This window comes from Streptomyces sp. NPDC001351 (genome assembly GCF_042896045.1).
In the GTDB taxonomy this organism is placed as follows: Bacteria; Actinomycetota; Actinomycetes; order Streptomycetales; family Streptomycetaceae; genus Streptomyces.
Genome location: NZ_JBIAWS010000008.1, coordinates 19,594 through 43,616 on the forward strand (window position 1 = coordinate 19,594; position 24,023 = coordinate 43,616).

The following is a 24,023-nucleotide window of genomic DNA, read 5'->3' on the forward strand; positions in this document are numbered from 1 at the left end:
GGAGCGCTCCCGTTCTACTGAAGCCGGTCCGGCCCGCCGGGCGGCCCCGGTCACCTTCGGTTACCGGGCCTCATGGGTCGAAAGCGGTGCCCCGCACACCGTTCGCACCATTCACCTCCTTCGTGAGCCGGCCCTGCCGATCCGGCCGGCGGCTCCCTCTGTAAGAAAGAGGAAAAGTGAGAACCATAACGAGAAGAAGGCGCCTCGCCGTGCTGGCCGTGGTCGCCGCGACCGCCACGCTGTCCCTGGCATCACCCGTCGCCTCATACGCGGACGATTCACCCTCCCCGTCGCCCTCCGCGTCATCCAGCGCAGACGCCGCAACGCCGACGGATTCGCCGTCCGCATCGCCCAGCGCGGACGACCCAACGCCGACGGATTCGTCGTCCACGTCGGCGACGAGCCAGGAGCAGTACCAGGCCCTCGACGACGTCGTCCAGAAGTACCACCCCCTCGGGGTCTACACAGCCGACGACGGCTCCCTGACGATGGTCGCGCTGCCCGCGGACACACCCCCCGCCGACGAGAGCCAGCTCGAGTCGGAGTTCCCGGCCGGCATGAACAACGTCAAGGGCTACATCAGCCAGTTCACCCAGGCCGACCTGGACACGCTCGTGAAGACGGTCTCGGCGAAACAGTGGAACGCTGACGCGGCCCCGTACTTCGTGGGCGTCTCCTATGACGCCAAGCAGGACGAAGTGAAGGTCAATACGGATGCTCCGGACTCCGTCACGCAGCCGCTGCTCGATGCCTACCCGGGCAAGATCGAGGTGGAGCAGAATCGCTACGAGGAAACGGCAAACCGGTTCGACGCCACTTCGCCCTACTACGGCGGTATGGCGATCCTCAACACCAGCGGCGTCGATCCGGACACCGGCCAGAGCAGAGTCAGCGCCTGCACGACGGGAGTCGCCATCGAGGACATCTGGACGGGGCAAAAGTCCATGCTGACGGCGGGGCACTGCGGCAAAGACGGCGATCGATTTGTGAACCGCCACACCGATTGGGGCTGGGGCGCCTTTGTCGGGACAATGCGCGGGATTATACCCAATCTCGACGCGGCAGAACTCAGGGGCTCCCAATTCACAAACAGAATCTGGACCGGGGGCACCGACATGAGTGCGTCCAGAAAGGATGTCCAGGATGCGAAGCGCGTGTTCACGGGCCTGCAGGTGTGTGTGAGCGGCTCCGTATCCATGAACCACTGCGGACACCCCGTCACCAGCACGAACTTCAGCGTCTCTCAGCGGTCCAGTCAGGGAACCTTCATTGACGGAGGCAATGGGTTCGCGTTCGACCAGGGAGGGAGGATGAGCGCGGACCGATGGATCCCGGGGAGGTCCACCACAGGGGGTGACTCCGGCGCCCCCATCTACACAGTGGATGCGAATGCCCACATCGCCGGCATTCTCTCAGGCCAATTTTGGAACCCACGCGGCTGTGGCTGCTGGACGATGGTCGGCGTGAAGATCGGCCCGATCCTCAATGCCAAGGGCGCCGACCTCGTCCGCGGCGACAACTAGGCCACAAGCAACAGCCCCGGCCCACTCGGCCGCAGGACTGAAGGTGTCGGCCGCCTCCTGACCGGCCGACACCTTCACCCCGGCACGCTCCGCAAAAGCGGCCCACCCGCGCAGATGCCGATCTCACACCGGCCCATCGCACCGATTCGTCCACCGCCCCGCTGAGTGGGCGCCTACCTGGAGCCTCACCATGCCTCATCCCACAAACCGCACCACCAACCCGGCCGCCCTCATCGACGGGGACACCGTGCGGGACCGGCACTTCCACACCAGACTCGGCAGGTGCCTGGTATCCGGCACCCCGTACCTGGGCGCCCTCACCGCGCTCGCCGCCGGGCTGATCGTCCTCGCCTACGCCATCCACGGCCCTCAGGTCGGCGAGTGGGCCCCGCAAGCCCTGACCAACAGCGACTGGACGACTGCCCCGATGTGGGCGGCCATGCTGTACATGGCCGGTCTCACCGCGCTGCAAACCCTCCCCGCCCTCATCGCGGCCTACGTCGCTCACCGCGTCGCGGACCGGTCGGCGATTCTCCCCGGCTTCCTCGGCGGTGTCGCCGCCATCATTGCCGAGGGCGGCGTCCTGTGCGGTGTGATCGCCGGTGCGGCCGCCGGTGCGGCCGTCCTGGCTCTGCAGCGGATTCCCGTCAAGCGGGCGCTGCACAGCACCACCGCCGTGCTGTTCCCCCTGCTGGCCACCGTGATCACACTGTTCGTGACCCTCGCGGTCGTCGGGTCGCTGCTCAAGGCCCTGACAAACTGGCTTTACACCGAATTGGCCACCCTGGAGTTCGAAAACACCCTCACTCTCGGCCTGATCGTCGGCCTGATGGCCTGCTCCGACCTCGGCGGGCTGATCACCAAGACGGCATTCAGCTTCGGCGCGGTGGAACTGAGCGGGTACGACCCATCGAAGTTCACCCCGCTCAACATGACCATCATGGCCGCCGTCATAGCCGCCGGCATGGTGCCCCCGCTGGCCATGACCCTCACCACCCTGGTCCGCCGCAGCCTGTTCACCGACGCCGAGCGGCGCTACGGCAAAATCTCCTGGCTGTTCGGCGCGGCCTTCCTCCCCGAGGGCGCGGCCCCCTTCGCCCTCGCCGACCCGCTGCGGGTGATCCCGGCCTCCATGGCCGGCGGTGCGGTCACCGGCGCCCTGGTCATGCAACTCGGCAGCACCGTCAAGTACCCCAGGGGCGGCGTCTTCGCTGCTGATCTCATCGGCCAGCCATGGCTGTTCGCCGCCGCCGTCGCCGCAGGCGTCCTCACCACCACCGCCCTCACCATCGGCCTCAAGAGCCTGCGGCGGCGCACCGCACCGGCCGCGAGCACCACCCGCGCCACCACCCGCACCCGCACAAAGGCCGTAGCGGCCGTACGAGCCTGACCGCGGCGCCCGCCCCGCAGGTGAACGCGCCGGAACGGCAGCCTGAGCAGGAAAGCGGCGGCTCCAGGGGGCGACCCCTGGGGCCGGCGCGGCCGTCGTCCATGTCTGCGAGGGCGTGGCGTGCCGACGCGGTCGCTCGTGCTCCGGTTCGGGGCGCTGGAAACGACGGACTCTTCGAGGTAGGTGCGCTCGGCGCCCTCCCTCCATCTCGCGAGCGCTGTTCGTTCTCGTGGACATGGCTGCCGGTCAATCCACTGGCGGATCGAGCTCGTTCGGGTCTTCGCTCAGCGATCGGCACATAGAACAAATGCCTCCTGCACAGTTCGGTGATGTCGAGTCAAAGAAGGCCCTGGCGCCCCCTTTGGCCTGGCCGCCCCAACCGGCGACGCGGACAGGACCTCGACGATCTCCTCGGGGGCGACCACAGCGCGCGCGGCCTCCTCAGCCTCGGCCACCGCAAACCGAAGCGCTCCATCTCCGCGCGCAACTCCCCCACCCGGGCCAACGCGGCCCGTTCCCGCTCCTCCAACAACCCCACCACCGACGGCATCCGCCACCTCCGACAGAGCGAAACTGAACGCAGCGGATCCAGCCTGTCTCCCGGCGCTGATCACATGCCTGACCTGCGAGAACTTGACACTACGTCCGCTTTGGGCACCGCTTCTGAGGGCATAGGAGGAGCAGCGTCTCAAGTCGGTTGATCTCGCTCAGCGATCACAGCTGCCTGCGCTAGCCGCTGGTACCCCGTCCATGCGGTTGAGCTTCTTCTCGACGCGGGCCGCGCAGGAGGCGCAGATCCCGGGCAGGGCCTGGATGGCCGAGAACGCCGATCCACGCCAACACCCTGGCGTATGTCGGGATCGAGAACACGGCCCGCGACCGCGCCCGGCTCCCTGCCATCGCCTGTTTGGAAGCCCTGGCGGACACGGTTCCCGCTGTGCAGCCGACGGCAGCCCACTCTCACGAAAGACCAGCTGCTCAGCGAGGCCCGGGCCTTGGGCGTCGAGCCTCCGCGGCTGTACGCACTGGGATTTCCCCACAACATGGAGGCCGGTGTGTACGGGCCGGACAGCGCCAATGGCTGCACCTGCTCAAGGTCATACCAGAGCGCCACGCCGAGGAGGAAGCCGAGGAGGACAAGCTGCGCGCCCAGCTGAGCAACGTCAGCATCACGCGCGACCGGCTGGGCGGCACGGCCCGGCCGCTGGCGCTGCGAGAGCTGCGCACGCGAGCCCAGAAACGGACGCCGGCGTGATGAACAGCCCCGATCAGCGGGGCACCGAACCCGCGAGTGAACCGGCGCGGCTGATGTACTTGGGCCGACGTAGGGCTGTCCGGCCTGATGCCGCGCCGGGCTGTCCGTACGGCCGTACAGCACGGTTGCCTGGCCGCCCCTGCTGGAAGGCAGTGGTTATGAGGCAGTTCCAGTGTCTCCGGTTCGTGTGTGGGTCGTCAGGCCGGTGAGGACCAGGGTGAGCCAGCGGGTGCGGGCGGCGGAGGGCTGGTCGGTGGGGGCCGTGCTGAAGAGCAGGTAGATGTCGTCGACGGTGACGTCCTGGTGGATGTCTCCGTCGGCCTGGCCCGCCTGGATCAGCGCGGCCAGTGCAGCGCCTGCGCGGGCTTCGGCATCCCGGTCGACGGGGTCGGCGCCGAGGGCCCGGGCGGCGGTCTTGACGGCGTGGTTGACGGCGATCGCCTCCGTGACGACGGCCAGGAAGTCGGTGATCTCGTCCACAGCGCGGGCGCCGGTCGCGAGGCGTTCACGGGCGGCCTCGGCTGCTTCGGCGACATACGTGCTGTATTCGGCGACCACTGCGGCGACCAGGTCGGTCTTGGTGGGGAAGTGGCGGTACAGGGTGCCCACGGCCACGCCCGCTGCGGCGGCGATTTCGTCCATGCCGGCGTCGGGGCCGTGCAGGGTGATCTGTTCGCGGGCAGCGTCGAGGATCTTCTTGCGATTGCGGACCGCGTCGGCGCGCGGTGCTCGGGTCTGGGCCATGGGCTCTCCTGCGGTGGGCGTCTCGGCTTGCATTAACATGAACCATAGTTCATGATGGATCGTGAACCGAAGTTCATCTTACTTCGACAGGAAGCCCCCATGACCGCCAAGACCGCTCTCGTCACCGGTGCCTCCTCCGGCATCGGCGAGGCCACCGCCCTCAAGCTCCAGTCCCTGGGGTACACCGTCTACGGCGCCGCCCGCCGCGCCGACCGCCTGCAGAAGCTGGCCGACCGCGGCGTGCGGCCGCTGGCCATGGACGTCACCGACGACGGCTCCATGGCCGCCGGCATAGACCGCATCGTCGCCGAGGCCGGCCGCATCGACGTGCTGGTCAACAACGCCGGCTACGGCTCCTACGGCGCCATCGAGGACGTCACCATGGACGAGGCCCGCCGCCAGTTCGACGTCAACGTCTTCGGCGCCATGCGCCTGGCCCAGCTCGCCCTGCCGCACATGCGCGCCCAGCACTCCGGCACGATCGTCAACATCACGTCCGTGGGCGGCAAGATCTACGTCCCGCTCGGCGGCTGGTACCACGGCACCAAGTTCGCTCTCGAAGCCCTCAGCGACTGCCTGCGCCTGGAGGCCAAGCCCTTCGGCATCGAGGTCGTCATCATCGAGCCCGGCGCCATCGCCACCGAGTGGAGCGGCATCGCCGCCGACCAGCTGGAGAAGTCCTCCGCCACCGGCGCTTACGCCAAGCAGGCCGACGCCGTGGCCTCCTTGATGCGCTCCGAAGCCCACGCCAAGCGCAACTCCCCGCCCCAGGTGATCGCCGACGCGATCGGCAAGGCCGTCACCGCCCGCCGTCCCAAGACCCGCTATGCCACCGGCTTCGGCGCCCGCCCGCTCATCGCCCTGCGGCGCCTCGTGTCCGACCGTGCCTTCGACGCCGTCATCTCCCGCGCCTCCGGCCTGCCTTCCTGACCCTCACCGGGCCCGTCTTCGTCAACAGCCCTGCGCCGCGGTCTCCATGGCGCGGGACGAACCGGACCTCATGTCTTCACCGCAGGCCGTACCGTGCCTACACCGGTTTCCCCGGCTGCACCCGTCGTCCTGCCGCAGCGCCTCCCGCCCTCATCTGCACCGCAGCCCGCCTGTCCCCGGCCGCGTGCTGAATCGCTGGCCCCCTGGCCCTGCCTGCGACGCAGGACAGCTCGCGTCCCGCAGATACAGAACTGGTCGAGGCAGCCGTCCGGGCCCCGCAGGCGCCTCCTACCCCTAGCAGCCCGCCCCCTTCCTGCTACGCACACCACCTCAGACCGGGGCCGCTCATGAGCGGGACGGCCCCGCCGCGCCGGATCCGTGGGGACGGGACCGGCGCGCCGCCCGGGCCCGGCGGCAGGATCCTCCCCCCGGTCCGCCGCCAGGCCCGGGCCCCTCCTCTTTCCTTCTCTCTCCGTCACGAAGTCCCGAAGTGGATACCACCATGTCCGAAACAGCTCGCAAAGCCTCTACCGCCCCGAGCGGTGAAGCCAACCGCTGGAGGGCGCTCGTCTTCATCGCGCTCGCCCAGCTCATGGTGGTGCTCGACGCAACCATCGTGAACATCGCCCTGCCCTCCGCCCAGGCAGACCTGGGCATCTCCGACGGCAACCGGCAGTGGGTCGTCACCGCCTACGCCCTGGCCTTCGGCGGTCTGCTCCTGTTCGGCGGACGCATCGCCGACCTGTGGGGCCGCAGGCGCGCCTTCCTCATCGGCCTCATCGGCTTCGGCGCCGCCTCCGCACTCGGCGGCGTGGCCACCAACGGCGCGACAATGTTCGGAGCCCGCGCCCTGCAGGGCCTGTTCGGTGCGGTCCTCGCCCCTGCCGCGCTGTCCCTGATAGCCGTCATGTTCACGGACGCCAGGGAACGCGCCCGGGCGTTCGGCATCTACGGAGCGATCTCCGGAGGCGGCGGCGCCGTCGGCCTCATTCTCGGCGGCTTCCTCACCGAATACCTCGACTGGCGCTGGACGTTCTTCGTGAACATCCCTTTTGCCCTCATCGCCATGGCCGGCACCTGGCTCGTCATCCGCGAGCCTGAAGGCGGCCGCAACCGCTCCCCCCTCGACATCCCCGGCGTGCTCCTGTCCGCCCTCGGACTGGTCTCCTTGGTCTACGGCTTCACCCGTGCCGAGTCCGACGGCTGGAGCGACGCCGTGACCGTCGGCCTGTTCATCGCCTCCGCAGTCCTGCTGCTCGCCTTTGTCGTCACCGAGTCCCGCGTCAAGGCCCCGCTGTTGCCCCTGCGCGTGATCACCGAACGCAACCGCGGCGGCGTCTACCTCTCCCTCGGCCTCGCCATCATCGCCATGTTCGGCATGTTCCTCTTCCTCACCTACTACCTGCAGGTCGTCAAGGGATACACCCCGGTCACAACCGGCTTCGCATTCCTGCCGCTGATCGCAGGCACGATCGCAGGCTCCACCCAGATCGGCGCCCGGCTCATGACCCGAGTCGCGCCACGCCTGCTGATGGGCCCCGGCTTCCTCACCGCGGCGGCCGGCATGCTCCTGCTCACCCAGCTGGAGACCGGCTCCTCCTACACCGGGCTACTCCTGCCCGCGCAGCTGCTCCTCGGCCTGGGCATCGGAACGGCGTTCATGCCGGCCATGTCCCTGGCCACCTACGGCGTCCAGGCCCGCGACGCCGGCGTCGCCTCCGCCATGGTCAACACCTCCCAGCAGGTCGGCGGCGCCATCGGCACCGCCCTGCTCAACACCATCGCCGCCTCCGCGACCATCGCCTACGTCAAGGACCACATCCAGGCCGCCACCACCAAACCCCAGCAACAACTCGTCCAGCTCCAGGGCATGGTTCACGGCTACGCCAACGCCATCTGGTTCGCCGTCGGCATCCTGATAGCCGCCGCCATACTCGCCCTGACCCTCGTCAACGTGGGCCGATCGGCAACCGACTCAGCCACAGACGACGCCGAGACGCGCACGCCAGTGATCACACACTGACAGGCCCCCTCACCCCGTACGGCCAGCCCCGGGTCGCCCCCAGCCGCCCGTCGGCCCCTCGCCTCACCCATGTCCTGATCGAACCGGAGCAGCCACTCGCCCGTGCTCCGCGCCCGCGCTGCGCCACCAGCCTTGCGCGACGCGGAGCCGCTCCAGTCTGTCGCCGTGAAGTCGTTCGCCAGCCAACCCGGTTCGCTCGATCCGGCGATGGCACCACACCTGTCGCATCCCGGTCCCGGGCGCCTGCACCACACTGGCCGCGGTCGGCGGCCGTACCGCCCGGACCGCGGACATCGTCGTCCTCATGCTCCCCAGCAGCACGGTCGTCGAGGCGGTCCTCGGCGACCCCGCCGTCCTGGCAGCACGGTCGTGGACATGAGCTCCTCCGACCCGATGTCCACCCAGCGCCTCGCGGCGAGCCTCGAAGCCCGCGGTGTAACACTCCTCGACGCACGCGTCTCCGACGGGGGCAAGGGCGCGGAGAACGGCAGGCTCACGATCATGGTGGGCGGCGCCGAGGATGACGTGAAGCGGCTCCCGCCCCTGCTCGCCACCATGGGCACCGCCCGGCGCGCCTGCGAGGTAGGCGCGGGACGCACCCTCAAGGCCATCAACAATCTGCTGTCCGCCACCCTCTGCTCGCCACGGCCGAGGGCGTACTCGCCGGTGAGCGCTTCGGGCTCTACCCGGCGGTCACGACAACGAGTTCCCGAACTTCGTGCTGCCCGGCCCCTATGACTCAGGCTTTGGCATGAGACTCATGGTCAAGGACATGTGGATCGATGTCGACCTGGCCCATGAATTCGGTGTCGCCAGTCCCCTTGCCGAGCGCGCCGTGGCCCTCTGGGAAGGGGCGCTCGCCACCCTGCCCCACACCGCGGACCACACCGAGATCCCCCGCCGGGCCTTCAGGGAGTCAGTCGGTGACGTCAGGTCTGCGGGGCCGGTCGGCGGCTGGCCCAAGCGCGGGCGATGTGCTGGCGCATTGCGGCGGCCGCTCCTGCGGCGTCGCGGTTACGGAGCAGTTCGAGGATAGTCAGGTGCTCGTCGAGTGACTCGGCCAGGCCGTCGTGGGTCTCGTGTCCGTGGTAGAGGCGTGACAGGCGGGCCTTGCCGTGGATGCTGCGAATGATCGCCTGGCCCAGGAGGTTTCCGGAAGCTCCCATGATGATCTCGTGGAAGGCGGCGTCCTCCTCGGCGTAGCGCACCGGGTCGTCCAGTGCCTCCCGCATCGCGGTGGCCTGCTCCTCGAGTCGGGCGAGTTCGAGGTCGGTGATGCGGCCAGCCGCGTCGGCGGCCATCTCGGCCTCCAGGGCGATACGCACACTGACCAGCTGGTCGAGGATCGACAGCGTCCGGTCGTGGCGGACCTGGGCCTCCAGGACGACGGGGTCCAGCAGATTCCACTCCTGCGGCTCACGCACCCGTGTGCCGCGCCCGGGCGCAGCCCTGACCAGTCCCTTCTCTTCGAGTAGTTTCACCGACTCGCGCACGACGGTCCGGCTGACGCCGAACTCCTCGCACAGCACCGCCTCGATGGGCAGCGCGGAGTCCGGCGGATAGGCCCCGCCCACGATGCGGTCGACGAGATAGGTCACCACGGTGTCGCCGAGCCGGCCAGTCTGCCGCCGGGGGACGGCTCCCAGCGACCCCTCCGAGGGTGCAGGCGCCAGTCGTTGGCGGTTGGCCGGGGGACGGGGCACGTGCGGCTCCTTGTGATCGGTAAATACCACAGCGTACACCTTGTGGATTATGTCATTCATATGATGAAGTTCGTCCGCCCCGGCGAAACGCCGGTGAAACATGGCCGAAGTCCGCCGGATCGCGACCGGGATGGGACGAGGCACGGTGTCGCATCACCGAAGGAGCCCTCGTGCTTTCACTCCGAAGAACAATCCCTTCACACCGTCCCGGGCTGCGGATACGTGCCGCGGCCGCGGCGACGGCGCTCGTCGGCGCCCTGCTCTCCATGGTTGCCTCCGCCGGATCCGCGCAAGCCGCGACCATGACGACGCTCTACGCGTCCCCGTCGGGCACCGGCACCGCCTGCTCCGTGAGCCAGCCGTGTTCGATCACCCAGGCCAAAGCAAATGTGCGTGCGGTCAACTCCGGCATGACCGGCGACATCGTCGTGCAGTTGGCGGACGGTACCTACCGTCTGTCCGCCCCGCTCTCCTTCACCGCCGCCGACTCCGGCACCGGCGGCCACACGGTGATCTGGAAGGCCTCGCTGGGCGCGCATCCCGTCATCACCGGCGCGCAGCGGGCCACGGGCTGGACCGTGCAGGACTCGGCGAAGAACATCTGGAAGGCCAACGTCGGCACCGGGTTCGACACCCGGCAGCTGTACGTCGATGGTGTCCTGGCGCAGCGGGCCCGCTCCACGGTCACCCGCTCGGACCTGACCGTCACCACGAGCGGCTACACGTTCACCAGCAGCTCGCTGAGCTACCTCAACAGCCTTGCGAACCCCGGCCGGACCGAGATCCACGGCATAGGGTCCTGGACCGACCGCTACGCCCCGGTGTCCCGCATCAGCAACGGCACCATCACCATGACCCAGCCCTCATGGACCAACAACACGTTCGGCTGGGACACCCTGCCCCAGCCGCTCCGGGTCGGCCCGCTCTACATCGAGAACGCCTACGAGTTCCTCGACACCGCCGGCGAGTGGTACCTCGACACCACCACCGGCACCCTGTACTACAAGCCGCTGCCGGGGCAGAGCATGAGCACCGCGGACGTCGAGGTGCCGAAGCTCGACTCGCTCATCGACGTCGGGGGAAGCTACTCCTCCCCCGCCACCCACATCACCTTCGCCGGGCTGCAGTTCTCGGGCACCAGCTGGACGGGCCCGAGCGGCAGCAACGGGTACGCCGCCCAGCAGACCGGGACCTACCTGGCCGGCACCTGGTCCACCCCGTCGGACTGGCTGACCTCCTGCAATGGTCACGGCTGCAAGTTGTTCGAGGCGACCCGCCCGCACTGGAACCAGATGCCGGCCGCCGTCCAGGTTTCGGCCGCCGACCACATCACCTTCACCGGCAACCGGTTCACCAACCTCGGGCAGCTCGCCCTGGGCATCGGCCAGGACGCCAACGCACACGCCACCGGCGTCGGACTCGGTGCCGACACCATTACCGCCACCGGGAACGTCTTCGCCCAGGACGCGGGCGGCGGGATCGTCGTCGGCGGGCTCCAGGCGGACGCGCATCACCCCAGTGACAGCCGGATGACCAACAAGAACATCACCGTCAACGACAACGTCATCCACGACGTGGCGATCGACTACCGCGACATGACGGGCCTCCTGGTCACCTACGTCAACGGCGCGAGCGTCTCGCACAACGAGGTGTACAACCTGCCGTACTCCGGCCTCGCCATCGGCTATGGCTGGGGCGTCAACGACCCGGGCGGCAGCCCGGACTACGCGAACCGCGGCCTGTACGACTACCAGCCCATCTACTCGACGCCCACCACGGCCCAGAACAACACCATCACGGGCAACCACATCCACGACATCATGCAGCAGATGGCCGACGGCGGCTGCGTGTACACCCTGTCGGCCTCGCCCGGCAGCACTATCACGGGGAACTACTGCCACAACACCAACAACTACTACGGCCTCTACCACGACGAGGGCTCCCGGAACTTCACCGACACCAACAACGTCGTGCGCTACACCAACCAGTGGCTCTTCGCCCACGTCAGCTCAACCCACAACACCGGCGCCCTGACCGCCACCGACAACTGGACAGACAAAGACAACGCCAACATCAACAGCACCGACGGCCACGGCGATAACGTCAGCGGCACCGTCGTCGTCACCGACGGCAACTGGCCGTCCGGCGCGCAGACGGTCATGAACAACGCAGGCATCGAGCCGCAGTACCGGTCGCTGACCACCGGCACCGTCACCGCCCCCTACAGCGCCTACTCCTCCACCCCCGCCGCCACCGGACAGACCGGCGGCTTCTTCACCGTCACCGACGCGGGCACGGACATCTGGGGCGCCGGCGGCCAGCACGACGACACCTACGGCACCGTCTACCAGGCAGGCGCCGCCGTCAACGGCACCTCGGTGACCACCCGGGTCGACAACATCGACAACACCAACGCCTGGGCCAAGGCCGGAGTCGTGCTGCGCAACAACCTCACCGGCAGCGGCTCCTCACCCGGCTACGCGACCGTGGTGGCGACCCCGGCCAACGGCGTCAGCTTCCAATGGGACTCCAACAGCGACGGCTACCTCGACCAGCTGACCTCCACGGCCACCTCGGTCAAGGCACCCGTCTGGGTGCGGCTCACCCGCACCGCCACCCAGGTGTCCGCCTACTACTCCACCGACGGATCCACGTTCACCCAGATCGGCTCGGCGGTGACCCTGCCGTCCATGGCCGCCACCCAGGACGCCGGAGTCATCCACACCGCCCACAGCACCACAGCCGGCAGCGCGACCTTCAGCAAACTCCAGATCGTCACCTCGCCCTGGCGTGCCTACAGCTCCATCCCCGCCGCGGTGAGCCAGAGCCAGGGAGTGACCTCCCTGACCAGCGCCGGCATCGACACCTGGGAAACAACCACGATGCACGACGACGAGTACTCCGCCGCCTACCAGCCGGCCGCCGCGGGAACCTCCTCCACCGTCACCGTCCACGTCGACAGCCAGGACAACACCAACGCCTGGGGCAAAGCCGGCCTGATACTGCGCAACAACATCGCCGCAGCCGGCTCGTCCACCGCGTACGCCTCCCTCGCCGTCACCCCCAGCAACGGCGTCAGCCTGCAGTGGGACTCCGACAGCGACGGCTACGTCGACAAGATCACCACCAAGACCGGCCGCTCCGCCCCCGTCTGGCTCCGGCTGGTCCGGAACGGCACCTCGCTCACCGGCTCCTACTCCACCGACGGCACCACCTGGACCAACGTCGGCACCGCCACACTGACCGGAGCCAACAGCAGCCTCGACGCGGGGACGTTCTTCACGGCCCACAGCCCCACACCCGGCACCGCGAGCTTCAGCCGGTTCTCCATCAGCTGACGAATCGTAAGGGGCACCCGAGGCTGCGGCAGGACCGCCAGGCTCAGCGCCGCCCGGCGGTCCTACGCCACGCCGAGGATGTGACGCAGACGTCTCCAGCCCCTGGGGACCGCCGTACCTGTCGTACTCCGCGGCGCGCACCTCCGGGCGGGCGGCCTGCCCGGAGGTGGTCAGGAGGGGTCTCACCGATCGGCGAACGCCGTTTCGATCGTCTTCTTCATGAGTCCCACGGTGGTCCGCATGGTGCTGGTGGCGTAGTCGACGACCGACGCGGGTGCGAACTCGGTCGTCCAGACGAGATGGACTCCCTCCTCGTCCTCCCGCACGGTCTGTGACCCCAGGTGGTGTGTCAGCGGCCCGCCCTCGGTCGCTTGGTAGGTGAGCTTCCGGGCGTCATCGTCGACTTCGACGATGCGCTCGGTGATCTTCATGTCATCGGCGAACGTCACCGTCCTGCTGTCCGGTCCCTTTTCCACGTGGAGCGCGAATCCCGGGATGAGCCGGGTGTCCACCGCATAGACATCGCGCACGGCATCCCAGGCGAACTCCGCGCTGGCCTCCACGACGACATCGACCGTCACCGAGCTCACGCCGGCTTCTTCGTAGCGAACTTCCATGAGCAAGGTCATGATATTTCTCCTTCTCTCTTCTGATCGTCTGCTGCAATGCGGGCCATCACCGGCCCGGGCTGGTGCGGCGGCTGGTGCTCGCTGGGAACGTCAGGGCACCATCACGACCCGGCCGATCCGGCCGCGCTGCTCGGCGTAGTGGTGCGCGGCCGCGGCGTCGGCCAGGGGGAAGACGCGGTCGATCACGGCTTCCAGTTCGCCGTCCGCGATGCGGCGGATGAGGTCCGCCATGTACGCGTGGACCCGGGGCTCATGGAGCAGGGAGGCGAGCCCTACGCCGTGGAGCGTCGTGTTGCTGCGGATCAGGCTCACGACGTCGACCGTGCTCTCTTCGCGGGAAGCCGTGCCCAGCGGGACGATGTGCCCGCCGTGACGGGTGGCCTCGATCAGCTGCTGGAGCAGCGGGCCGCCCACGCAGTCGACTGCCAGATCGACACCACGCCCGCCGGTCAGGGCCAGGACACGGTCACGGACGTTCTCGCCTCGGTAGTCGATTCCCTCGTCGAGGCCGTAACGACGCAGTTCCTCGAACCGCGCCGGGTTCGACGCGCTCCCGATCACACGGGCACCCGCCTTCTTGGCGAGCTGCATCGCCGCCAGCCCGACCCCGCTGGCCGCCCCTTGCACCAGCACGGTGTCGCCGCTCGTGAGACGGCCGCGCTCGAACAGCGCTTCGTAGGCGGTCGAGAAGGTGACCGGCACCAAGGCCGCCGCCTTCGGATCGAAACCGTCCGGCAGCGCCCAGCAGTGCTCCGGGCGTACGACGCGCAGTTCGGCATGGGAGCCAGCCGGCAGTCCATGGGCCTGCCCGAAGGCGCAGACCTTCTGGCCGACCTCCAGGCCCGTGACCGCGGAGCCCACCGCCACGACCTCACCGGCACTGCTGTAACCGATGACGAACCCGTCCGCCGGAGGGGGTATAAGGAGACGGCACATCAGGTCGCCGCCCTCGATGCTGATGGCCTCCGTCCTGATCAGAACCTCGTCGGTGGCGGGGACGGGGTCCGGCACATCCTCGTAACTGAGCACTTCGGGGCCGCCGTTGCGGCGGTAGACAGCTGCCTTCACTCTTCAGGGCCTTTCTTGGGGGGTGGGACGGCAGGGGGCAACGCCCTGCGGCGAATGCCGGCTCGATCAACTACGGGTGGCCGTGGGCGCGCTCGGAGACGGCGGCCCATGCGTCCCAGGTGGACAGGCGCGCGTCGTAGTGGCTGCGGACCTTGGGCAGGGCCGACTTGCCCAGAATCAGCCGGAGCGGCGGCTCGGCGGCGTCGACCGCCGCCAGCACGGCCGGCGGCGTGGCGGCGGGGTCGCCGACGGCCGCGGGGTCGAAGTCCGCGTACAGGGCCTGGCGGGCCTCGTCGTAGGCGGGGTTCTCGGGTGACGCCTTGAGGGAGGCGGGGGACGCGAACTCGGTGGCGTAGGGCCCGGGTTCGATGATGGTGACCTTGATGCCGAGGTGGGCGACCTCCTTCGACAGGGCCTCCATCATCCCTTCCAGCGCCCACTTGGAGGCGTTGTACAGACCGAGGGTCGCCTCACCCATCAGTCCGCCCTGGCTGGACACCGCCAGGACGTGGCCGCCTCCCTGCGCGCGCAGGAAGGGAAGAGCCGCCTGCGTCACCCAGAGCGCCCCGAGCAGGTTGGTGTCGAGCAGCTCCCGGACATCGGCCTCCTGGACCTCCTCGACGGCACCGCGCAGGCCGTGACCGGCGTTGTTGACGATCACGTCGAGCCGCCCGAAGTGGTCGTGGGCGGCGGCCACGGCGTCGAACACGGCGCCGCGCCGGGTGACGTCCAGCGGCAGGACCAGCACGGAGTCGGGGTACGCCGCGGCCAGCGACTTGAGCCGGCTCTCGTCGCGCGCGGTCGCGGCGACCTTGTCGCCCCGCTGCAGCGCGGCCTCCGCCCACAGCCGGCCGAAGCCGCGTGAGCAACCGGTCATGAACCAGACCTTCTCGGTCATGTGTGTCTCCTGTTCTTGTTTCGGGATCCCGTCGGCGCCGGCCGCGTCGTAACCTTCCGGACCGGTGGTGCCGCTCATGCCGCCCCTCCTACGGGGACGGACGGGGGGTTCGAGAGGGCGTCGCGCCACGGGGTGCGGGCAGCTATGGCCTGCTGCCAGCCACGGATGCGCCTGGGTGGCATGCCGACGGCCAGGACACCGGTGAGCCGGTCGCCGGAGCGGTAGACCGCGGTGAACTTGCGTTCCGCCAGGCTGCCTTCGACTATCCGTACCTCGTCGTGACCGCGCAGGTAGCCGTAGGCACGGATCTTCATGTCGTACTGGTCGGACCAGAAATAAGGGACGGGCGCGAAGGGCCGCCTGGCGCCCAGGAGGTTGCGGGCGGCGGCCATGCCCTGTTCGGTGGCGTTGGTGCGGTGCTCGACGCGCATCGAGGTGTCGAAGAGCGGGTTGTGCCAGCGGGCCACGTCGCCCGCGCCGTACACGCCGGGTGCGGCGGCACAAAACTCGTCGCAGACCAGTCCGTCGTCGAGGGCGAGGCCGCTGCCGGTCAGCCACTCGGTGTTGGGCCGGGAGCCGACGGCCACCAGCACCGTCTCGGCCTCGACCGTTCTGCCGTCGGCCAGCCGTACGCCGCCGGAGACGACCTCGGTGACCCCTGTCCCGGTGCGCAGGTCCACGCCGTGCTCGAGGTGGGCCTGGGCGAGGATGCGGCCGATGTCCTCGCCGACCGCGTGAGCCAGTGGGACGGGCGCGGGTTCGATGAGGGTCACACGGGTGCCCGAAGCGGCCGCCACCGCCGCGGCCTCGGCGCCCAGGAACCCGGCGCCGACCACGGCCAGGCTGCGGCCCGGGCCGAGGCGGTCCTTGAGGGCGAGGGCGTCGTCCAGGGTGCGCAGAGTGTGGGCCGGGGTGCCGGGCATCAGCCGGGGGCGGACTCCGGTGGCCACGACCAGTCCGTCGTACGCCACCTCGGTGCCGTCGGAGAGCAGCACCGTCCGGGCCTTGAGGTCCACTGCGATGGCTTCGCGGCCGTAACGGGTGTCCAGGCCGAGGGCGTTGAGTTCGGCCTCGGTACGCAGGCGCAGCCGGTCCGGTGTCCAGGCGCCGCGGAGGATTTCCTTCGACAGCGGCGGCCGGTCGTAGAGAGCCGTGGCCTCGTCGCCGATGAGCGTGATGGTGCCGGTGTGACCCGACCGGCGCAGGGTTTCGGCGGCGGCGAGACCGGCCGCGGAGGGGCCGACGATGACGACGCGGCCCGGCGCACCGGCCGGCTCACCGGGCGTGCCCGTGGTCATGACTCTCCCAGGCGGATGGCGGCCGCGGGGCACACGGTGGCCGATTCACGGACGGCGTCGTGGAGTTCGGCGGGCGGGGCGGCGTCGAGGAGGACGACCATGCCGTCCTCGTCCCGCTGGTCGAAGACGTCGGGGGCGAGCATGACGCACTGGCCCGAGGCGACGCACTTGGGAACGTCGACTTCTACACGCATGACGGTTCTTCCCTGTGGGGGGCGGTGGGGGGTAAACGGGTGCGGGTCACCAGGTGACGGGCAGTTCGTGGACGCCGTAGACGATGGAATCCCGCTTGAAAGCGATGTCCTGCATCGGCACGGCGACCTTCAGGCCGGGGAGCCGGCGGAAGAGTTCCGGCAGGACTATCTGGAGTTCGGCGCGGGCCAGCGGCTGGCCGAGGCACTGGTGGATGCCGTAGCCGAAGGCCAGGTGCCGGCGGGCGTCGGCACGTTGCAGGTCGAGGTCGTCGGGGGCGGCGAAGATCTCCGGGTCGCGGTTGGCGACTCCGACCGGGATGATCACACCCTCGCCGGCGCGGATGGTGACGCCGCCGATGGTGACGTCCTCCACGGCCGTACGGCGCAGCCCGCCGTGCACGATCGAGATGTGGCGCAGCAACTCCTCGACCGCGCCTGCCACCTGGTCCTGATCGCCGAGCACGTACGGGATCTGCTCGGGATGGTGCAGCAGGGTGATGGTGCTCAGCGCGATCATGTTCGCCGTCGTCTCGTGCCCGGCGAACAGCAGGAAGGAGCTCAGGTCGGCCGCGTCCTGCTCGGTGATGACATCGGCGCCGACCTGCTCGGCGAGCCGGGTGACCAGATCGTCGCCAGGCGTCGTGTGCTTGGTCCGCACGAGTTCCAGCAGATACGTGGCCAGGGCCTGCTGCGCACGGGTGGTCTCCTCCGCCGTGGCGGTCAGGTCGACGATGACCTTCGAGTGCCGCTGGAAAAAGGGGTGGTCCTCGTACGGGACGCCCAGCAGTTCGCAGATCACCAGGGAGGGCAACGGCAGCGCGAAGCGCTCCACGAAATCGGCCGGGCCCGGCCGCCCCGTGAGGTCACCGAGGAGCTCGTCGGTCAGACGGGCGATGGCCGGACGCAGCGCGTCGATACGTTTGACCATGAACTCCCGGGTCAGGGTGCGTCGCATCAGCGCGTGCACGGGGTCGTCATGGCCCTGGAAGAAGCCGCGCGGGGGCTGCGGGGCGCCTGGCTTGAAGTTGGGCGCACCGGGCCGGGACGGGTCGGAGCTGAACGCCGGGCTACCGAGCACCGCCCGGGCGTCCTCCCAGCGGGTCACGAGCCACGGGCTGAGTTGCCCCTCCCACAGGGAGACCCGGGTGACCGGGCGCTCCGTCCGCAGTTCGGCATACAGGGGCGGAGGATCAAGAGGCGCGTCCTTCGGACGGGCGAGTTCGAACGCGGGGACGGACGCAGACGAGGGCATAGCTGTTCCTCTCCACCATCAACTAACAGCGTTAGGTGTTCTGTTCGGTAGACTAACACCGTTAGTCGAAAGATGTGGAGCCCCATCCTCTGTTTCCGCCTCTGCGGCGCCGCCCGTACGGGTAGGGGGCCCGGGCGGGCAGATAGGGTGCACACAGCGAGGAGGTGGCCATGAAGCAGCAGGTCAGACGGGTGCCCAATGTGCGGGGCGAGGGGGAACGGCTACGGCAGGAGATCCTCGACGCGGCGACCCGCATCCTGGAGGAGACGGGACGCGAGGACGCGCTCTCCCTGCGAGGAGTGGCCCGCGAGGTCGGCATCTCCGCGCCCAGCGTCTATCTGCACTTCAAGGACAAGACCGAACTGGTCGCCACAGTGCTCGACGCCGCCTACCGGGCGCTGGCCGCAGCGATGGGCGAGGCCGGCGAAACGGCCGCCGCAGCCGGCGCCGCCCCGTGGGAGCGGATAGGGGCCACCACCGCCGCCTACCGCAGATTCGCCATCGACAAGCCCCGCCGGTACCGGCTGATGTTCAGCCTGGAATACGAACCCGAGCGTCAGCCCTCCGCCGACACCCCCCTCGGCACCGTGCTCCAGGCATGGACCCACGCCGTGGACACCTATCTGGCGGCGATCGCGCCCGCCCGCCGACCGGAAGCGGAGACCATCGGCATCCACCTGTGGACCGCCCTGCACGGCCAACTGGTCCTCTGGCACACCCTGCCCGGTCACCACACCAGCAGCGAAGACATCCTGATCGAACTGGAACAGTCATTGCTGCACCGGCTGCTGCCCATACCGGCCCCTCAGCCATCAACCCCGACGCTCGACGCCGCACACAGCAAGCGAGGCAGTTGAGAACGTCGCACCGGACGCCGCTGAAGCGCGGCTACCGCTCGAATCGACCGGCGCTACACCACGAGCAGGGGGTTCGTTCACCGATCCGGCACCCACACCGGCCGCTGATCAGATACGAATGAATCGGGACTGTTGACAGACTTTCCGCGTCCGCGCATGCCGGGGTACGTCTGGAGTCCTGCGTCTCCGGCCTCGCTCTGCCTGAGCTCACGAGATAATCGGAGACATGGCCGGGAAGGGCGTTGGCTTTGATGCGGGAGCCGTGTACCGGGAGAGGTACGTGCGGCGCCTGCCCGCGCGTCTCAGCGACCTGACCGGTCCCGAACACGGTCACGTCGAACTGCCGCTTCACATTGTCTGGTCGGGGCTACATACGTTCGATCTGGACAAACCCCTCCAGCGCATGAGCCTGTACCGGACCGTGCTGGCCGAAGGCATGCGTGACGACCTGTGCCGCTTCCTCAACTCCGACCTGCTCATCGCCCTGTGGCAGACGCTGCACCGGCTCATCGGGCGTGCTGTTCGGGAGGCCTGGGAGGGGGCGTTCCCTGAGCTGCGAACCGCCCGAGTCTCGACGTGACGGTGGGAGAGGCATACGTGCCGGTCCCCAAGTAGTCGTCAAGGCTTGGGCTGTTGACACCGGGAGTCGGCATCTCCTCGGCGGTCGGTCAGGCAGCGGGGAATTGGCCGGGTGCGGTGGCGCGCAGTTCCTCCCAGCCGGTGCAGAAGCCTTCACCGGGACCGACCCAGTCGCTGCCGCTTGCATCGACGTCAACGGACCGTACTTGATCCCGGAGCGCAGCCAGTTCGTCGGGCAGGTCCCGTAGTCGGCTGAGTACGCGGGTGCCGTTCCGTTGGCCGGCCCTGGATCGCGACAGGAAGTCCGCCATTTCGCGGTCTGGGACGACGACGTGGCAGTAGGGCACCGCCATGCTCAGGGCGTCGATGTCATGAAGGGCGTTCACGGTCCACGCCTTGGTGTGGTTGCGGAAGAGCTCCGCCTTCAGGTCCACGGCGATACGGACTGATGGCATCTGGTCGGTGAAAGCGATCATGCGGGGGCGCCCTGACCCGGGCCGGGCGGGATCAAGACCGATCTCGCGGTGGAGGTCGATGCGGTACTCCGCGAGCAGTTCCTTAAGCAGATCGAAGTGTTCGTGGAGGATCTCGCGCGCTTGGACTCGCACCCGGAGTTCGTGTCGGCTGACCGGATCGTCCGCGAGCAGTCCGACGTAGATCTCCTCCCACTCAAGCCTGCTGCGGAATGCCTCACGTGTTGTTTCGGGCCGGTATCCGTGACGCCGCAGGTCTTCGATCTCCTCGTCCCGCGGCCCGGCCAGCAGTTGGAATTCAGCGAACTGATTGGCCTTGCGCAGCCATGCCCGCATCCCCGGAATCAAGCCGGTGTCCACCTTGCCGGACGGGCCGTAGAGGCTCAATGGAGCACGCTCACCGGCAAAGGCCCACATCGCACCGATGCCGAGCGCCTCCGGCGGTTGCGGCCGGAACGCCGGTCGGCTGAAGCTCCCATGCATCGCGTGCAGCATCTGATGGCGCAGAAGAACGCGTCGTGAGCGCAGCGTCCGGCAGTGCGAGACCGATGCCATGGTCCGTGCAAGGTCGGCCCGTTGGCGAGGGTCAGTGATCTTATTGGTCTCGATGTAGTGGGTGGATGAGAGCGGGAAGGCGACCCCTGCGGCGCTCGCGTCGCATACGGCAGCGAGGACGTCCGTGTCGGACGCTTCGCGCGGAGTGCCGTTCGCCGCCCGTGCCAGGCGAATCCATACCCACTGGTCGAGGTAGACCGACGGTGTGGACACGTGCAGGTCCACCAGGCCAACTTCCGCTGTCATTGACGTATCCAAGTTCTCCAGGTCACAGGGGCCTTGACGTACCAATAGGGGCGAGAGGCAAGCGCCGGGACAAGGGGACCGGCATCGTGCTCTCGCCCAGCCATGTTTCCAGCAACGTTTCCTGGGCGTCGCGCATTTTCCGGCGGCCGCGCTCCGTCGGCGCATGGGCGGCTGGCTCCCTCGCCCGCTCCTGCAGCCGCTCTCGGTCTCGCAGCTGTGGTCGCGGTTCGAACGGCGTATGGGGAAGCGTCTGAACTCGATCCGGGTTCCGTCATCGGCCGTGCTCTCGGGCAGGACCGCCGTGGAACGCACATCGCGGCCGTTGCGCCGGCAGCATTGCGCCGACGCAATTGCTTAATCCTTTCCAGTCTTGCACCCTCACCTTGTGTGCAAGGTGGTGCATGGTGGCGTGCGGGCCGCCAGTACGTCTGGCACCGGGTGAGGAAGGCCGATGGATGTGTCGTGGCCTCCGCGTCTGGGCGTGGGGGACCGAGTGCGGTTCGACGACCGCGCCTGGGTGGTGTCCGGCTTCAGCCACGGAGGCGTCGAAATCGTCGACCCTCTGGGTGACTTGGCTTGGCTTACCGTGCCAAAGCTGGTGTCGTCCAAGACCTTCGACGTGCTGGAGCGCGGCCCTCGTTCTCGTTCCGTCCACACCCTGCCGACAACGGGGGACGCGCTGGAACGGGCTCGGTGGTGGGAGCGGCACATCGTGGAGGTCATCACCGGCCTGCCTCCCGGGGCGGATGACCGCGCCACGCCTTGTCCGAAGTTCGACCCGGCTGTCCACTCACTGGGGGAGCGGGAGGCGGCCAAGGCCGCCGAACTCGCCGCGGAGGGTGTGTCCGGTGCTTCGGCGCGCACCGTGAGGCGTCGGCGTCAGCGTTACCAGGCACTGGGCATCGAGGGGCTGATCGACGGACGGGCGGTCAGGAAGCGTGCCCCGGGCTCTCGGCAGGACCCGCGCGTGCTGGAGGTGCTGACGATGATCGTCGCCGACGACACCTCGTACCGGCGGACCACTTCGGTGGAGGACTACCGGCGGGCCACCGGCACCATGCTGTCGTCTCTCTACGGCCCGGGAGTTGTGAAGCTTCCATCCCGCTCGACATTCCAGCGGCTGGTGAAGGAACTTACCTCGAAGCACGGCCGGGTGAGAGGCGTTCCAGTTGCGGACAAGGCCGGGATCCGGTCGTCCCGCCCCGGTGAGCGGGTCTACGTCGACACCGTCGCCCTCGGAATCCCCCAGCCTCTCGCTCGCCTTGCCTCACAGCCCGTGCTCATGACGGTCGCGGTGGACGAACTGACCATGTCTGTCTGCACGGTGATGATCCACTCGTCCCGGCGACCGCTGGACGGCGCCCTCCTTTTGGCTCGCCTGTGCGATCCACCCGCTCTGCGAGACTCCGATCCGGGCATGCTGCAGGAGGCGGTGCCTCTGATCATGCCCGAATCGCTGCTGCTCGACCGGAGATTGCTCCGTCGGCCACGTTCGTTCACAGACGCCTGCCGCCACTTGGGGATCACGGTCAGGGCCCCGGAACCCACGGGAAAAGCGCGGGGTGAACGCGTTGTCGGAAAGCTCGTCTCCCTGTTCAACGCGGAACTGGCGCTCCTTGAGACCGATCGGATCTCTGATGAGGCGTCACTGATCGTCTGGCTCCAGACACGTGCCGAACGGTGGGTGGAGTCGTTCTGGCAACACCGACCCCAACAGGAGCTTCGTACCGTGGCCGGCCGAGGTGCACAGCCGACCCCCAGTGCGGCGTACGACGCGTGTGTCGCGCGTCTGGGGTGGGTGCACCTGCCTCCCGACGCGAATGCCGTCCGCTCCTTCCTGCCAAGTGTGAAGCGGCGGGTTTCCCTGAACGGCGTATATATCAGGGGTCACCGCTACGACTGCCCTGACCTCGACCATTTGCGGGCTGCCGTCGCGCGCACATCGGGTGCCCCAATTCCCGAGGTACAGGTGCGTTTTGATCCACACGACGTGCACCAGGTGTGGGTGCAGACCGACGACACGAGGTGGATCCGGGTACCGTTGGCCAGGGCTGAGCTCAGCGGTCGTCACTCTCTGCGCACCGGCGACGAGAGCGCGGTCTACCGAGCGGGCTGGAGCCCCTTCATGCCACCGTCACTTCCTGTCCTGGACCACGACCAGGAGCGTCTGGCCTACCACGCCCAACTCCCCTTGCTACTGACGCCGTTCCTTCAGGACGCCCTGAGGCTGGGACAGCGGCTTGTCGTGATGAACCAGGCGAGGGTCTGCGGCCATCACGGCCTCCTTATCACCGGGCCACCCGGCAGCGGGAAGACAACTGCACTGCAGGAGTTGGGGCGGCGTTTCGAGCTAGCCGACCGTTCCCGTCACCCTGACCACTTCCTCCGCGTCCCGGCCGTCTACCTGCGCATCCAGCCCAGTGACAGCACCCGCACGGTATTCCTCAAACTGGCAGAGCTTCTGCCCATCCCCCGCCTGCCGAAGAAGACGAGCACGACCTCGATCTCCGAGAGCGTGCGCAACGCTTTGCTCTCGTCGGGCACCAGCGTGGTCCTGGTGGACGACGCCTTCACTGCAAGGCCTTCATCTCCCCGCCGTACGGCACCAGTTGACCAGTTGCGCAGTCTGGCCGATGAGGTACCGGCCACGTTCGTGTATGCGGGAGTCGAAGAGCAGGGGAACTCGCCCAGCAGCGCCTTCCGAACGAGTCAGGGGCGCCTCACTCACCTGCGGGCAGCCCCTGTCCCGTTTGGGACAGGCTGGGTGCAGATGGTGGAGACCCTGGACCAGGCCCTGCAGCTGCGCCACCACCAGCCTGGCTCTCTGGTGCGGCTGGCACAGGAGCTGCACGCCATAACCGGCGGCTGGCCAGGAGCCCTTGCCCACCTCGTGCGTTCCGCGGCCATCGATGCGATCCTCACCGGAAACGAGAAGATCACCGAGCAGAACCTCAAGCTCATCGCTGTGTAAGCAGGGTCCGCTCCGCTGCTCCCATGTGTCAGGCAGGGAGGCAGTGTGTGGCCCGAAAGACCAGGTTGGATGAGCAACCCCAATGATGAATGACGCT

19 protein-coding genes are annotated in these 24,023 nt (G+C 68.5%); 10 read left to right on the plus strand and 9 right to left on the minus strand.

What is annotated here, in order from left to right:
• Positions 1 to 209: 209 nt before the first annotated feature.
• Together ACFY1U_RS28120 and ACFY1U_RS28125 are read left to right on the plus strand one after the other, a co-directional pair.
• On the plus strand, positions 210 to 1,523 hold the full coding sequence (locus ACFY1U_RS28120; RefSeq protein ID WP_390696896.1) for a hypothetical protein: 1,314 nt from the start codon (positions 210 to 212) through the stop codon (positions 1,521 to 1,523).
• 190 nt (positions 1,524 to 1,713) lie between these two features.
• Positions 1,714 to 2,913: a fructose-specific PTS transporter subunit EIIC gene (locus ACFY1U_RS28125; RefSeq protein WP_390696897.1), complete on the plus strand. Its 1,200-nt coding sequence runs from the start codon at positions 1,714 to 1,716 to the stop codon at positions 2,911 to 2,913.
• A gap of 1,411 nt (positions 2,914 to 4,324) precedes the next feature.
• On the opposite strand, the gene ACFY1U_RS28130 is transcribed toward ACFY1U_RS28125, so the two are convergent.
• Positions 4,325 to 4,912 (minus strand): helix-turn-helix domain-containing protein, encoded by a 588-nt coding sequence (locus ACFY1U_RS28130; RefSeq protein ID WP_390696898.1) that lies wholly within the window; start codon positions 4,910 to 4,912, stop codon positions 4,325 to 4,327.
• A 99-nt stretch (positions 4,913 to 5,011) separates the two neighbouring features.
• On the opposite strand from ACFY1U_RS28130, the gene ACFY1U_RS28135 reads away from it, so the two are divergent.
• The 4 genes from ACFY1U_RS28135 (at position 5,012) to ACFY1U_RS28150 (ending at position 8,901) form a co-directional block, all read left to right on the plus strand.
• On the plus strand, positions 5,012 to 5,842 hold the full coding sequence (locus tag ACFY1U_RS28135; RefSeq protein WP_390696899.1) for an oxidoreductase: 831 nt from the start codon (positions 5,012 to 5,014) through the stop codon (positions 5,840 to 5,842).
• Positions 5,843 to 6,344: 502 nt separating this feature from the next.
• Positions 6,345 to 7,865: an MFS transporter gene (locus tag ACFY1U_RS28140; RefSeq protein WP_390696900.1), complete on the plus strand. Its 1,521-nt coding sequence runs from the start codon at positions 6,345 to 6,347 to the stop codon at positions 7,863 to 7,865.
• Between the two features lie 207 nt (positions 7,866 to 8,072).
• Positions 8,073 to 8,603, plus strand: a complete 531-nt coding sequence (locus ACFY1U_RS28145) for an NAD(P)-binding domain-containing protein (protein ID WP_390696901.1) — start codon at positions 8,073 to 8,075, stop codon at positions 8,601 to 8,603.
• A gap of 13 nt (positions 8,604 to 8,616) precedes the next feature.
• Entirely contained in the window at positions 8,617 to 8,901 is a 285-nt protein-coding gene (locus ACFY1U_RS28150) for a hypothetical protein (RefSeq protein WP_390696902.1), read from the plus strand.
• Here ACFY1U_RS28150 and ACFY1U_RS28155 read toward each other — a convergent pair.
• Complete coding sequence (locus ACFY1U_RS28155; RefSeq protein WP_390696903.1) at positions 8,795 to 9,568, minus strand: FadR/GntR family transcriptional regulator; 774 nt, start codon at positions 9,566 to 9,568, stop codon at positions 8,795 to 8,797. The genes ACFY1U_RS28150 and ACFY1U_RS28155 overlap by 107 nt on opposite strands.
• Positions 9,569 to 9,738: 170 nt before the next feature.
• Between ACFY1U_RS28155 and ACFY1U_RS28160 the strand changes: the two genes are divergently transcribed.
• On the plus strand, positions 9,739 to 12,906 hold the full coding sequence (locus tag ACFY1U_RS28160; protein WP_390696904.1) for a DUF1349 domain-containing protein: 3,168 nt from the start codon (positions 9,739 to 9,741) through the stop codon (positions 12,904 to 12,906).
• Between the two features lie 182 nt (positions 12,907 to 13,088).
• On the opposite strand, the gene ACFY1U_RS28165 is transcribed toward ACFY1U_RS28160, so the two are convergent.
• From ACFY1U_RS28165 to ACFY1U_RS28190, 6 genes are all read right to left on the minus strand, one after another.
• Positions 13,089 to 13,535, minus strand: a complete 447-nt coding sequence (locus tag ACFY1U_RS28165) for an SRPBCC family protein (protein WP_390696905.1) — start codon at positions 13,533 to 13,535, stop codon at positions 13,089 to 13,091.
• 90 nt (positions 13,536 to 13,625) lie between these two features.
• Positions 13,626 to 14,603 (minus strand): zinc-binding alcohol dehydrogenase family protein, encoded by a 978-nt coding sequence (locus tag ACFY1U_RS28170; protein WP_390696906.1) that lies wholly within the window; start codon positions 14,601 to 14,603, stop codon positions 13,626 to 13,628.
• A 70-nt stretch (positions 14,604 to 14,673) separates the two neighbouring features.
• The gene (locus tag ACFY1U_RS28175; protein ID WP_390696907.1) at positions 14,674 to 15,579 is read right to left on the minus strand and encodes an SDR family NAD(P)-dependent oxidoreductase; all 906 of its coding nucleotides are present in this window, start codon (positions 15,577 to 15,579) and stop codon (positions 14,674 to 14,676) included.
• Positions 15,576 to 16,799, minus strand: a complete 1,224-nt coding sequence (locus tag ACFY1U_RS28180; protein WP_390696908.1) for an NAD(P)/FAD-dependent oxidoreductase — start codon at positions 16,797 to 16,799, stop codon at positions 15,576 to 15,578. Before ACFY1U_RS28180 ends, ACFY1U_RS28175 begins: the two co-directional genes overlap by 4 nt.
• Entirely contained in the window at positions 16,796 to 16,993 is a 198-nt protein-coding gene (locus ACFY1U_RS28185; protein ID WP_030944786.1) for a ferredoxin, read from the minus strand. The genes ACFY1U_RS28180 and ACFY1U_RS28185 overlap by 4 nt, the downstream gene beginning before the upstream one ends.
• Positions 16,994 to 17,039: 46 nt before the next feature.
• Positions 17,040 to 18,245: a cytochrome P450 gene (locus tag ACFY1U_RS28190; protein ID WP_390696909.1), complete on the minus strand. Its 1,206-nt coding sequence runs from the start codon at positions 18,243 to 18,245 to the stop codon at positions 17,040 to 17,042.
• A gap of 170 nt (positions 18,246 to 18,415) precedes the next feature.
• Here ACFY1U_RS28190 and ACFY1U_RS28195 point away from each other — a divergent pair, with 170 nt between their 5' ends.
• Positions 18,416 to 19,102, plus strand: a complete 687-nt coding sequence (locus tag ACFY1U_RS28195) for a TetR/AcrR family transcriptional regulator (protein ID WP_390696910.1) — start codon at positions 18,416 to 18,418, stop codon at positions 19,100 to 19,102.
• A gap of 226 nt (positions 19,103 to 19,328) precedes the next feature.
• Positions 19,329 to 19,682: a hypothetical protein gene (locus ACFY1U_RS28200; RefSeq protein WP_390696911.1), complete on the plus strand. Its 354-nt coding sequence runs from the start codon at positions 19,329 to 19,331 to the stop codon at positions 19,680 to 19,682.
• Between the two features lie 88 nt (positions 19,683 to 19,770).
• On the opposite strand, the gene ACFY1U_RS28205 is transcribed toward ACFY1U_RS28200, so the two are convergent.
• A complete protein-coding gene (locus ACFY1U_RS28205; protein ID WP_390696912.1) occupies positions 19,771 to 20,934 on the minus strand; it encodes a hypothetical protein in 1,164 nt (387 codons plus the stop codon).
• A gap of 514 nt (positions 20,935 to 21,448) precedes the next feature.
• On the opposite strand from ACFY1U_RS28205, the gene ACFY1U_RS28210 reads away from it, so the two are divergent.
• Positions 21,449 to 23,926 (plus strand): Mu transposase C-terminal domain-containing protein, encoded by a 2,478-nt coding sequence (locus ACFY1U_RS28210; RefSeq protein ID WP_390696913.1) that lies wholly within the window; start codon positions 21,449 to 21,451, stop codon positions 23,924 to 23,926.
• Positions 23,927 to 24,023: the final 97 nt, after the last annotated feature.